We start from the raw sequence: 12,561 nt of genomic DNA, 5'->3' as shown, positions 1-12,561 counted from the left end.
CGCTAGTGTGGCGTTGGAGGGGCGAACTGACAAGCTGGGGATGCACAGGAAATGCCGCAAATCCCGGCAACGACATAGATTAAATGTGGGAGCGAGCTTGCTCGCGATGGCGGTCGGTCTGTTACATGAATATTGAATGTGCTGCCGCTATCGCGAGCAAGCTCGCTCCCACAGGGGTTCTGCGGTGTTCAATTGCTGGAGAGTCTGTCGCCGCGGGCGAATTTCCAGGTGCGGATGATTTCCAGTCGATCAATGTCCGAAAGGTCCCCGGTAAACGGCGAAAACGGTGCCGCCAATCGAACGATCCGCTGCGCCGCCTGATCCAGCAGCGGTTGTCCGGAAGACTCCAGCACCAACACTTCATACAGCGAGCCGTCGCGGTTGATCGAGACCATCAGGCGCAAATTGCCGTAGATCTGTTTGCGTCGGGCCTCGTCCGGATAATTGAGGTTGCCGATCCGCTCGACCTTCTTGCGCCATTCGTCCTTGTACCAGGCGCCCTTGTCGCGCATGGTCGAAGCCGCGCTCAGGCGGTGGATGCGTGGGCGCTTGGCGTACAGCTGTTGCTCGCTGGCCAGTTCCGCTTCGAGGCTGGCGATGTCGCTGGACAGCTGTTCACTGTCGAATGTCGGCGCCGCCACCTTGGGTTTGGTGTCGGCCTTGGGTTCCGCGGTTTTGGCCGGGGCTTTTTTCGGTTTTGGCGCGACGGTGGTCACGGCTGCCTTGGGCGGGGCTTCCTGTACTTGCGGCTTGGCCGCAGGCGGTGGGGTGACTTTCCGCACCTTGTTGTCCTGGAACGGCGCGATCTCGGTGGTCTTGGGGATCGCCTTTTTATCCAGGGTGCCGCTGCCTTGCTGATTTTCCTGGGCCAGGAAATCGGCTTTTTCAGGCTTTTTTTCACTTTTGAAGGTGGCGAGGGTGATTTCCAGGGTTTTGCTGATTTGCTTGGGTTCGACCATGGTGAACCCGACCCCCAACAGCAAGGCCAAGTGAATCAGCGCCGCCAGGAACAGGGTAAAACCGAGGCGATCGACCGGGCGCACACCACGATGGGCGAGTTCTGCGGGTAGATCGGACGGAAGCGTCATGACAAGAAAACCAACATCGCGTTTTTCAAAGGCCGGGCATGATAACGCAATGTCGGTTTCATCTTGGCTGTTCTATATCAACGAGCCTTGAGCTTCTGATCGATGGCATCCATCAGCAGGCCGCCGATGTCGGTGCCGAAGGCGTTATCGATCTCGCGAATGCAGGTCGGGCTGGTGACGTTGATTTCCGTCAGGTGCTCGCCGATCACATCCAGACCGACGAACAGCAGGCCTTTCTCACGCAGGGTCGGGCCGACTTGGGCCGCGATCCAGCGATCTTTCTCGGTCAGCGGACGCGCTTCGCCTCGACCGCCGGCGGCCAGGTTGCCCCGGGTTTCGCCCGCCGCCGGAATGCGCGCCAGGCAGTAATCCACCGGTTCGCCGTCAATCATCAGGATGCGCTTGTCGCCATCGACGATGGCCGGCAGGTAACCCTGGATCATGATCTGCTGATTGCCATGCAGGGTCAGGGTCTCGAGGATCACCGACAGGTTCGGGTGGCCGGCGGTGTGACGGAAGATCGACGAACCGCCCATGCCGTCCAGCGGCTTGAGAATCACGTCGCCGTGGTGATCGGCGAACTCACGCAATACGTCTGGACGACGGCTGACGATGGTCGGCGGCGTGCACTGCGGGAACAGTGTGGCGAACAGCTTCTCGTTGCAGTCGCGCAGGCTTTGCGGCTTGTTGACCACCAGCACGCCGGCGCGCTCGGCTTGCTCGAGCAGGTAAGTGGAGTAGACGAACTCCATGTCGAATGGCGGATCCTTGCGCATCAGGATCACGTCCAGATCGCTCAGCAGCGAGTCCTGCTCGGCGTCCAGTTCGAACCATTTTTCCGGGTTGGCGAAGACTTTCAACGGACGCATCCGCGCTCGTGCCTCACCTTCGGCCTGGTACAAATCCCGCTGTTCCATATAGAACAGTTCCCAGCCACGCTTCTGCGCGGCCAGCAGCATGGCCAGCGAGCTATCCTTCTTATAGGAGATGCCGGCAATAGGATCCATGACAATCCCGACGCGAACGCTCATGGGTTTTTTCCTCGAAATTTGGGGGGCTGTGGAGATCTGCTGTAGGAGCAAGCTTGCTCGCGATGGTCGTCAACGATGACGCTGGTAGCCTGACACCCCGCGGGGTTCTCAGGTTCATCGCGAGCATGCTCGCTCCTACGAAAGCTCAGTCCAGAGGACCTTGTAAAAGTGGCGTCAGATTGGCGCCCAGTGTGTCCCCGGTCAAGGAAAAACCACCGTGCCAGTCCCTCGATAGATTGGATTTGGAGACTGTGCTAAAAAGGCTGCGATATCGAGCTGGCCCTTGAGCATCAAGGGTTTCGAGCCATTGGTTAGCGGATAATGGACAATTTGATTCGCAAAGGCGACGGTAGAGCACTTATGGAACAGCATTCCAGCGCCTTGAAGGTCATGGTGATCGACGATTCGAAGACGATTCGCCGCACCGCCGAAACGCTGTTGAAGAACGTCGGCTGCGAGGTCATCACGGCTATCGATGGTTTCGATGCCTTGGCCAAGATCGCCGACAATCATCCCGGCATCATCTTTGTCGACATCATGATGCCGCGTTTGGATGGTTATCAGACCTGCGCCCTGATCAAGAACAACAGTGCATTCAAGTCCACGCCAGTGATTATGCTGTCGTCCAAGGACGGGCTGTTCGACAAGGCCAAGGGGCGCATCGTCGGCTCCGACCAGTTTTTGACCAAGCCTTTCAGCAAGGAAGAACTGCTGAACGCGATCCAGGCCCATGTACCGGGCTTCGCCGCCGTTTTGCCGCAGTAAGACACCACAGTGACACCCGGCCAGCGGGCCCGGTGTCGACAAGAATGGGGAAGACCATGGCACGTATTCTGATCGTCGACGATTCGCCGACCGAAATGTACAAACTGACCGGCATGCTGGAAAAGCACGGTCATGAAGTGTTGAAAGCCGAAAACGGCGCCGACGGCGTGGCCCTGGCCCGTCAGGAAAAGCCCGATGCGGTGCTGATGGACATCGTCATGCCTGGCCTCAACGGTTTCCAGGCGACTCGTCAGCTGACCAAAGACCCGGAAACCGGGCACATCCCGGTCATCATCATCACCACCAAGGATCAGGAAACCGACAAGGTCTGGGGCACACGCCAGGGCGCCAAGGACTACCTGACCAAGCCGGTCGACGAAGAGACCCTGATCAAGACCCTGAACAACGTGCTGGCCGGTTGATCGTGCGGCCATGACCGAGTCGCTGACCGCCTTCGAACTGCTTCTGCAGATCGATCAGCGTTGTCGTCTGCTGGCCGCGGATCTGCCCTCCCAGCCGGTTCGACAGGACAGCTGGAGCGGGATCGGTTTTCGCTTGGGCGAGCACTGGTATGTCGCGCCCATGGGCGAAGTCAGCGAAGTGTTGCACGAACCGCGGTTCACTCAGCTGCCTGGGGTCAAACCCTGGGTCAAGGGTGTCGCCAACTTGCGCGGGCGATTGCTGCCGATCATGGATTTGTGTGGCTTCTTCGGTCATGAATTGTCGCCTGTGCGCAAGCAGCGACGGGTGTTGGTGGTCGAGCATAACGACCTGTTCACCGGCTTGATGGTGGACGAGGTCTTCGGCCTCCAGCACTTCGCCCAGGACAGCCTGGAGCCGGCAGGCAATGGGCACGGGCCGATTTCGGCGTTCGTCAAAGGCCGATTTCAACGGGAGCAGGCCTGGCAGGTGTTCAGTCCGTTTGCGTTGGTGCAGTCACAAGGCTTCATGAACGTCGCGCAGTAAACGCCAACCCCTATAGGAGCAAGCTTGCTCGCGATGTACCCGAGAACACCGCGGGGTGTCAGGCTTGCAGCGTTATCGTTGACGACCATCGTCGGAACGCCGCCCGGAGCAAGCTCGCTCCTACAGGGGTTCTCGGCAAGGTTCACAGATTGGGTTAACAGGCGAGGACCGATGACAAAAGCAAAAACAGGCAAGCCGGAAGGCTCGCGCAGCCGCTCGCAGATCATCGCGTTGTTCATCGCGCTGATCGTTTTCATCATGCTGCTGTTCGCCAACTTCGCTTACCTCAACACCCAGTCCACCTACGACAAACAGTACATCGGCCATGCCGGTGAGCTGCGCGTGCTGTCCCAGCGCATTGCCAAGAACGCCACCGAAGCCGCGGCGGGCAAGGCGGCGGCGTTCAAGCTGCTCAGCGACGCGCGCAATGATTTTGCCCGGCGCTGGGGTTATCTGAAGAAAGGCGACCCCTCCACCGGACTGCCGCCAGCGCCCTCCGTCGTGCGCCCGGAAATGCGCGCCGTGCAGCTGGATTGGGAGCGGGTGCTGAAAAACACCGACGCGATCCTCTCCAGCGAACAGACCGTACTGTCCCTGCATCAGGTTGCCGCCACCCTGGCCGAAACCGTGCCGCAGCTGCAAGTCGAATACGAAAAAGTCGTCGAAATCCTCCTCCAACGTGGTGCCCCGGCGGCACAGGTGGCAATGGCCCAACGTCAGACGCTGCTGGCGGAACGTATCCTCGGCGCGGTGAACACCGTGCTGTCCGGAGACGAAAATTCGCAACAGGCCGCCGATGCGTTTGGTCGCGATGCGGCGCGATTCGGTCAGGTGCTTACCGGCATGCTCCAGGGCAATCCGGCATTGAAGGTCAGCCAGGTCGAAGACCGCGATGCCCGCGCCCGGCTGCTCGAGATTTCCGAGCTGTTCGAATTCGTCTCGGGTTCGGTGGACGAAATCCTCGAAACCTCGCCGGAGCTGTTCAAGGTCCGGGAATCGGCCACCAATATCTTCAGCCTGTCGCAAACCCTGCTCGACGAAGCCTCGCACCTGGCCACCGGGTTCGAAAACCTCGCGGGCGGGCGCAACAGCGACACCATTGGCGGCTACGTACTGGGCCTGGCGGCGCTGATGTCGATCATCCTCATCGGCCTGGTGATGGTGCGCGAAACCAATCGCCAGTTGCGCGAGACCGCCGAGAAGAACGAGCGTAACCAGAACGCGATCATGCGCCTGCTCGACGAAATCGAGGACCTGGCCGACGGCGACCTGACCGTGACCGCCTCGGTGACCGAGGACTTCACCGGCACCATCGCCGATTCGATCAATTATTCCGTGGACCAGCTGCGCGATCTGGTGGCGACCATCAACCTCACCGCCGGCCAGGTCGCCGCCGCCGTGCAGGAAACCCAGGCCACCGCCATGCATCTGGCCCAGGCCTCGGAGCATCAGGCCCAGCAGATTGCCGAAGCTTCCACCGCAATCAACGACATGGCCGAATCCATCGATCAGGTCTCGGCCAATGCCGCGGAATCCTCGGCGGTGGCCGAGCGCTCGGTGGAAATTGCCAACAAAGGCAACGAGGTGGTGCATAACACCATCCATGGGATGGACAATATCCGCGAACAGATTCAGGACACGGCCAAGCGAATCAAGCGGCTGGGTGAGTCTTCCCAGGAAATTGGCGACATAGTCAGCCTGATCGATGATATTGCCGATCAGACCAACATTCTCGCACTCAACGCGGCGATCCAGGCCTCCATGGCGGGTGACGCCGGGCGCGGTTTTGCGGTGGTCGCCGACGAAGTCCAGCGCCTGGCGGAACGTTCGTCCGCCGCGACCCGGCAGATCGAAACCCTGGTGCGGGCGATCCAGACCGACACCAACGAGGCGGTCATCTCCATGGAGCAAACCACTACCGAAGTGGTGCGTGGCGCGCGTCTGGCGCAGGATGCGGGCGTGGCCCTGGAAGAAATCGAAGGGGTATCGAAGACCCTCGCGGCGCTGATCCAGAGTATTTCCAACGCCGCGCAGCAACAGACGTCTTCGGCCGGGCAGATTTCCCTGACGATGAACGTGATCCAGCAGATCACCACACAGACCTCGTCCGGCTCTACCGCCACCGCCGAGAGCATCGGCAACCTGGCGAAAATGGCCAGTCAGCTGCGGCGTTCGGTGTCCGGCTTCACCTTGCCGGCCGCCAGGGCGCAGACTGTGGATAAAGTGTGAAGCGCCCGCGGGTGCAGGCCTTTTTTTGACTGGAGCAGTGACTGGAGTGGTTATGGGTGATCGGCACGACTATGTGGCCCTCGAGTGGGTCAAGGGCGAGATTGCCGAAACGCTGAAAGTGGCTCACCAGGCAATCGAAACCTTGCTTGATGATCCACAGGCGACGCACGCCCTGAGCGATTGCCTGGGCTGCATCCATCAGGTGCACGGCAGTTTGCAGATGGTCGAGTTCTACGGCGCGGCGCTGCTCGCCGAAGAGATGGAGCAGCTGGCCAGCGCCTTGCTGCAGAACCGCGTCAGCCATCGCGATGAGGCGATTCATTTGCTGATGCAGGCCCTCGGGCAGCTGCCGATTTACCTCGACCGGGTCCAAGGTGCCCGCCGTGACTTGCCGCTGGTGGTGCTGCCGCTGATCAATGACCTGCGCAGCGCCCGCGGCGAAAGCCTGTTATCGGAGACCAGTCTGTTCACGCCTCAACTGCCGGACCTGCCGCCACTGGACGAAGAGTTCCTGGCGTTGCTGGAACCGGCGGACTTGCCGAATGTGCTGCGCAAACTGCGACAGATGTTGCAGATGGCCCTGGTCGGGTTGCTGCGCGAGCAGGATGGCGAGACTAACCTGGGTTACCTGACCAAGGTATTCGCGCGCCTCGAAGGATTGTGTGGTCACGCGCCCCTGGGCCCGTTGTGGCAAATCGCCTCGGCGCTGGTCGAAGGCATGCGCAGCGGCTCCATTGCTAATAGTCCGGCGTTGCGCAGCCTGTTCAAGGACGCCGACAAAGAGCTCAAGCGTCTGCTCGAACAGGGCATGCCCGGCCTCAATCAGCCGGCACCGCCGGAGCTGCTCAAGAGTTTGCTGTTCTATATTGCCAAGGCCGAACACCCCACCGGGCGGATGCAGACCATGAAAGATCGCTACGGACTGGACGACGCACTGCCTGACAGCGCGATGGTCGATGAAGAACGGGCTCGGCTGGCAGGTCCTGACCGCGATGCCATGCGCTCGGTACTGGCGGCGTTGTGCGAAGAGCTGGTGCGGGTCAAGGAACGCCTGGACCTGTTCGTGCGCAGCGACCGCCAGCACACCTCGGACCTCGACAGCTTGCTGGCCCCTTTGCGGCAAATCGCAGACACCCTGGCGGTGCTCGGTTTCGGCCAGCCACGCAAAGTCATCATCGATCAACTGGCGGTGGTGCTGAGCCTTGCCCAGGGTCAGCGCGAGCCCAACGACGCGATCCTGATGGACGTCGCCGGTGCCTTGCTCTATGTCGAAGCGACCCTGGCCGGCATGGTCGGCACTGTGGAGCCGGAGAGCCAGGAAGAAAGCCGCCTGCCGACCACCGACTTAACGCAGATTCACCAGATCGTGATCAAGGAGGCGCGCATCTGCCTGCAACAGGCCAAGGACATGATCGTCGACTACATCGACGCCGACTGGGACCGCCAGCACTTGCAGCCATTACCGGCCTTGCTGACCCAGGTGCGTGGCGCACTGGCGATGATTCCGTTGAGCCGCGCGGCGAGCCTGATCGAAACCTGTAATCACTTCATCCACGAACACCTGATGCTGGATCCGGATCACCCCGGCTGGCAGGAGCTCGACAGCCTGGCTGACGTTATCACCAGCATCGAGTATTACCTGGAACGCCTCAGCGACGATCCCGAAGCACCGGGCGAGCAGTTGCTCGACATCGCGGAAAAAAGCCTGGCCACACTCGGCTTTTTCCCCCGCGAGCAGCATGTGCCAGTGCTGGAGGATGTGCTCAGCCCGAGGGAAGCGCAGGTCATGCAGGCGCTTCAGGAGCTGGATGATCCGCAGATCGTGCAGACCTTGGCCGATGTGCTGGCCAGTCCCGTGTCCGCACTCAACCCGCCCGCCCTGAGCACACCCGGCAGCCTGCTGCCGCCACCGGCAGGCGAAGAGCCGGTGGACGATGAACTGCGCGAAGTCTTCCTTGAAGAAACCGACGAGGTCCTGGAAATCCTTCGCGAATACCTGCCACGCTGGACGACCCATCCCGATAACACATCGGCCTTGAACGAGTTGCGCCGGGCCTTCCACACCCTCAAAGGCAGTGGCCGGATGGTCCGCGCGCTGGTGCTGGGCGAGCTGGCCTGGGCCGTGGAAAACCTGCTCAATCGTGTGCTGGAACACAGCGTTCAACCGGGGCCTGCGGTACACCAGCTGCTCGGCGACGCGCTGAACCTGCTGCCCGAGCTGGTGACTGAATTCGCCACCGATGCGCAGCGTCAGCGCAACGATGTCGACCAATTGGCCGCCCGCGCCCATGCCCTCGCCAAAGGCGATGAGCCGAGCTGCGATGAAGACACGCAGGACGTGTCGGCCCTCGATCCGTTGTTGCTGGAGATTTTCCGCAAGGAAGCCGAAACCCACCTCGCCAGCCTCAACCGCTTCCTCGATCAGGCTGCCGAGCATGTGCCGCTGCAGGCCAGCGACGAGTTGCAGCGTGCGTTGCATACGCTCAAGGGCAGTGCCTCGATGGCCGGCGTGGTACCGATCGCCGAGATGGCAACTCCGCTCGATCAACTGGCCCGGGAGTACAAGGCCCACCTGATCGCCCTGGACCTGGACGAAGTCGAACTGCTGCTGGAAGCCGAAGGGCTGTTTCGCCTCGGTTTGCGACACCTCAACAGCGACCCGCTGGCCGAGATACCCGGGGCCCATTCATTGATCGAGCGCACCCGGTCATTGCTCGCCGCGCGCCTGGAAACCCTCCTGAGCACGCCGAACACGGGCCTGCGCATCAAGCGCGATCCGCAATTGATCAACAACTTCCTCGCCCAGGGCATGGATATTCTGCTGGACGCCGAAAGCCTGTTGCAGCGCTGGCAGAAACATCCCGGCGAGCGTCAGGAGCTCAGCGCGCTGCTGGACGAATTGACCACCCTCGGCGAAGGCGCGCACCTGGCCGATCTGCATCCGGTGGATGAACTCTGCGAAGCCTTGCTCGACCTCTACGGCGCGGTGGAAGAAAGCAGCCTGGCGGTCAGCGATGCTTTTTTCCATGAAGCGCAAAGTGCTCACGAAGCCTTGATCAACATGCTCGACGAACTGGCCGCCGGCCAGGAGGTCAGCCCGCAGCCGGAGCGCATCCGGGCGTTGCACGGGCTGCTCGACCAGAGCCTCGACCCGTCGGCCATGGGCCTGATCCGCAGCGACGGCAGCCGCACCCTGAGCATCCGCGAGCTGGGCAGCGCTACGGCGGAACTGGCACAGGCCGCTACCCGGGTTGAACTGGACGATGAAATCGTTTCGATCTTCCTCGAGGAAGCGGTGGATATCCTCGACAGCGCCGGCCAGACCCTGCAACGTTGGCTGGGCGAACCGGACAATCCCGCGCCCCTGCTGTCCTTGCAGCGTGACTTGCACACCCTCAAGGGCGGCGCGCGGATGGCCGAAGTCGAACCGGTGGGTGACCTGGCCCATGAGCTGGAAAGCCTGTATGAAGGTCTCGTCGATCGCCGTTACAGCCACAGTGAAACGCTGGCGCAATTGCTGCAACAGAGCCATGACCGACTTGCCCAGCTGCTTGAGCAGTTGCAGAACCAAAAGCCATTGGGCGACCCGAGCGAGCTGATCGAGGCGATTCGCACATTCCGTCAGGCCAACGTCGGCCTCCCGGAAGTGTCTGAACTCGCGCCGGACAACGACTCGGCCGGTCATGACCCCGAGTTGCTGGACATCTTCCTCGAGGAAGGTTTCGACATCATCGAAAATTCCGGCGCGGCGCTCGTGCGCTGGCAGGCCGAACCGTCGAACCGTCAGGAAGTGGAAACCCTGCTGCGCGACTTGCACACCCTCAAGGGCGGTGCGCGGATGGTGGAAATCGGCCCGATCGGCGACCTGGCCCATGAGCTGGAATTCCTCTACGAAGGGTTGTCGGCCGGTGTGCTGCAACCCACGCCCGCGTTGTTTGCCCTGTTGCAAAGCAGCCATGACCGATTGGCGCAGATGCTCGACGCGGCCCGCGCCGATCACCCCATGCCGCCGGCAGATCGACTGATCGACGCGATCAGGAATTTCAGCCATCGCGCCGAGCCTGAAGCGCCGGTCGTGGCACCTGCAATCCTCAAGCCCGAACCTCCCGTGCTGCAACCCGACGCCAGCGCCGACATGGTCAAGGTCTCGGCGGAACTGCTGGACGAGCTGGTCAACCTGGCCGGCGAAACCTCGATCTTCCGTGGCCGGATCGAACAACAGGTCAACGATGCGCGCCTGACCCTGAGCGAGATGGAAACCACCATCGAGCGCATGCGCGATCAATTGCGCCGCCTCGACACCGAAACCCAAGGGCGGATCCTCAGCCGTCAGCAGGTCGACGCCGAACGCCAGGGCTATGAAGAATTCGATCCGCTGGAAATGGACCGTCATTCGCAGTTGCAGCAACTGTCCCGGGCGCTGTTCGAATCCGCCTCCGACCTGCTCGACCTCAAGGAAACCCTCGACGGGCGAAATCATGACGCGCAAAACCTGCTGCAACAGCAGGGCCGCATCAACACCGAGTTACAGGAAGGGCTGATGCGCACGCGCATGGTGCCGTTCGAGCGCATGCTGCCGCGCCTCAAGCGCATCGTTCGCCAGGTCTCCAGCGAGCTGGGCAAAGACGTGGAGTTCATCGTCGGCAATGCCGAGGGCGAGATGGACCGCAACGTGCTCGAGCGCATGGCCGCACCGCTGGAACACATGCTGCGCAACGCGGTGGATCATGGACTGGAATCGGCCGAGGCGCGAATCGCAGCGGGCAAACCGGCTCAGGGGCGGATTACCCTCGACCTGTCACGAGAGGGTGGCGACATCATTTTCGACATCCGCGATGACGGTGCCGGCGTGCCGCTGGATGCAGTGCGGCGCAAGGCGATCAAGCGTGGCCTGCTGGCGCCGGACAGCGACATCAGCGACCGCGACGTGCTGCAATTCATTCTGCAACCGGGGTTCTCCACCGCCGAGAAAATCACCCAGATTTCCGGACGCGGCGTGGGCATGGACGTGGTTCACGAAGAAGTCCGGCAACTCGGCGGCACGATGAGCATCGACTCCGTGCCGGGGCAGGGCGTGCACTTCCGGATTCGCCTGCCGTTCACCGTGGCGGTCAACCGGGCGCTGATGGTGCAGTGCGGGGAGGATCAATACGCGATCCCGCTCAACACCATCGACGGCATCGTTCGTGTGTTGCCCAACGAACTCGAAGGGCATTACCGGCTCGATCCACCGACTTACAAATACGCCGGGCAACACTATGAGCTGTGCTACCTCGGTGAACTGCTCAAGACCAGCACCCGTCCCAAACTGCTTGGCCAGAGCCTGCCGCTGCCAGTCTTGCTGGTGCAGTGCAACGAGCGGCATATCGCCGTGCAGGTCGATGCCATGGCCGGCACCCGCGAGATCGTGGTGAAAAGCCTCGGCCCGCAGTTCGCAGCGGTACAGGGCTTGTCCGGGGCGACGATCCTGGGGGATGGCCGGGTGGTGCTGATTGTCGATCTGCTGGCCCCGATCCGCGCCATGCAGGCGCGCGTGCCGCAGCGACCGCTGGCCCAAGACGCAGAACCCGAACCGCACAAACCATTGCTGGTGCTGGTGGTCGACGACTCGGTCACCGTGCGCAAGGTCACCAGCCGCTTGCTCGAGCGCCACGGCATGAACGTGCTGACCGCCAAAGACGGCGTCGACGCCATGCTGCTGCTCGAAGATCACCTGCCCGACCTGATGCTGCTGGACATCGAAATGCCGCGCATGGACGGCTTCGAAGTCGCGACCCGAGTGCGCGCTGACGAGCGTTTGCAGCACCTGCCAATCATCATGATCACCTCCCGCACCGGCCAGAAGCACCGCGATCGCGCCATGGCCATCGGCGTCAACGACTACCTGGGCAAGCCGTATCAGGAATCGGTGCTACTCGAAAGCATCGCCCTGTGGAGCAAGACCCATGCTTGAGCACCGCACCAGCAACCTCACCGGGCTGCTGCTGCCCCTGGCTGACCGTAATCTGATTTTGCCCAACGTCGCTGTCGCGGAGTTGATCGACTATCAGCAGGGGGCATTCGATCTCGATACGCCGCCGTGGTATCTGGGGCGGGTGACGTGGCGCAACCGGCAGATTCCGTTGCTCAGTTTCGAATCGGCATGTGGCAACCCAATCGTCATTGGCGAGCGGGCACGGATCGTCATCCTCAATGCCCTGAGCGGACGACCTGAACTGAAGTTCATCGCGTTGCTGGTGCAGGGGATTCCCCGGTCCTACAAACTCGATAGTCAGTTGAGCTATGTCGATGTGCCGTTGTGTGCGCTGGAAAAGGCGGCGGTGCAGGTGGGGGATCAGGTGGCGAAGGTGCCGGATTTGTTGGCGCTGGAGGAGTTGCTTGTGAGTGTTGGGTTGGTCTGACGGGCCCCTTCGCGAGCAGGCTCGCTCCCACATTGGAATGCGTACTCCTGTGGGAGCGAGCCCGCTCGCGAAGGCGGCCTT

8 protein-coding genes are annotated in these 12,561 nt (G+C 61.7%); 6 read left to right on the top strand and 2 right to left on the bottom strand.

Annotation, left to right across the window (positions count from 1 at the left end; translation table 11 throughout):
* Positions 1 to 188: 188 nt before the first annotated feature.
* On the bottom strand, positions 189 to 1,088 hold the full coding sequence (locus ACA041_RS30080; RefSeq protein WP_497439067.1) for an energy transducer TonB: 900 nt from the start codon (positions 1,086 to 1,088) through the stop codon (positions 189 to 191).
* A gap of 77 nt (positions 1,089 to 1,165) precedes the next feature.
* Entirely contained in the window at positions 1,166 to 2,119 is a 954-nt protein-coding gene (gene gshB, locus ACA041_RS30075) for a glutathione synthase (protein WP_497439066.1), read from the bottom strand.
* A 360-nt stretch (positions 2,120 to 2,479) separates the two neighbouring features.
* Here gshB and pilG point away from each other — a divergent pair, with 360 nt between their 5' ends.
* The 6 genes from pilG (at position 2,480) to ACA041_RS30045 (ending at position 12,480) form a co-directional block, all read left to right on the top strand.
* A complete protein-coding gene (gene pilG / locus ACA041_RS30070; RefSeq protein WP_008152601.1) occupies positions 2,480 to 2,884 on the top strand; it encodes a twitching motility response regulator PilG in 405 nt (134 codons plus the stop codon).
* A gap of 56 nt (positions 2,885 to 2,940) precedes the next feature.
* Positions 2,941 to 3,306: a twitching motility response regulator PilH gene (gene pilH, locus ACA041_RS30065; protein ID WP_008068134.1), complete on the top strand. Its 366-nt coding sequence runs from the start codon at positions 2,941 to 2,943 to the stop codon at positions 3,304 to 3,306.
* Positions 3,307 to 3,316: 10 nt separating this feature from the next.
* Positions 3,317 to 3,850: a chemotaxis protein CheW gene (locus ACA041_RS30060; protein ID WP_497439065.1), complete on the top strand. Its 534-nt coding sequence runs from the start codon at positions 3,317 to 3,319 to the stop codon at positions 3,848 to 3,850.
* Positions 3,851 to 4,021: 171 nt separating this feature from the next.
* Entirely contained in the window at positions 4,022 to 6,079 is a 2,058-nt protein-coding gene (locus ACA041_RS30055) for a methyl-accepting chemotaxis protein (RefSeq protein WP_497439064.1), read from the top strand.
* A 52-nt stretch (positions 6,080 to 6,131) separates the two neighbouring features.
* Entirely contained in the window at positions 6,132 to 12,032 is a 5,901-nt protein-coding gene (locus ACA041_RS30050; protein WP_497439063.1) for an Hpt domain-containing protein, read from the top strand.
* Positions 12,025 to 12,480 carry a chemotaxis protein CheW gene (locus tag ACA041_RS30045; protein WP_497439062.1) on the top strand — a complete coding sequence of 152 codons (456 nt, stop codon included), beginning with the start codon at positions 12,025 to 12,027 and terminating at the stop codon, positions 12,478 to 12,480. Before ACA041_RS30050 ends, ACA041_RS30045 begins: the two co-directional genes overlap by 8 nt.
* Positions 12,481 to 12,561 lie beyond the last annotated feature (81 nt).

Source organism: Pseudomonas sp. LBUM1676, assembly GCF_059695605.1.
The sequence above is the reverse complement of the archived record's forward strand: the minus strand, read 5'-3'. Positions and strand labels throughout refer to the sequence as shown.

Coding starts and splice junctions, on each gene's coding strand:
- ACA041_RS30080 (WP_497439067.1), bottom strand. CDS start 1,088: ATGACGCTTCCGTCCGATCTACCCGCAGAACTCGCCCATCGTGGTGTG.
- gshB (WP_497439066.1), bottom strand. CDS start 2,119: ATGAGCGTTCGCGTCGGGATTGTCATGGATCCTATTGCCGGCATCTCC.
- pilG (WP_008152601.1), top strand. CDS start 2,480: ATGGAACAGCATTCCAGCGCCTTGAAGGTCATGGTGATCGACGATTCG.
- pilH (WP_008068134.1), top strand. CDS start 2,941: ATGGCACGTATTCTGATCGTCGACGATTCGCCGACCGAAATGTACAAA.
- ACA041_RS30060 (WP_497439065.1), top strand. CDS start 3,317: ATGACCGAGTCGCTGACCGCCTTCGAACTGCTTCTGCAGATCGATCAG.
- ACA041_RS30055 (WP_497439064.1), top strand. CDS start 4,022: ATGACAAAAGCAAAAACAGGCAAGCCGGAAGGCTCGCGCAGCCGCTCG.
- ACA041_RS30050 (WP_497439063.1), top strand. CDS start 6,132: ATGGGTGATCGGCACGACTATGTGGCCCTCGAGTGGGTCAAGGGCGAG.
- ACA041_RS30045 (WP_497439062.1), top strand. CDS start 12,025: ATGCTTGAGCACCGCACCAGCAACCTCACCGGGCTGCTGCTGCCCCTG.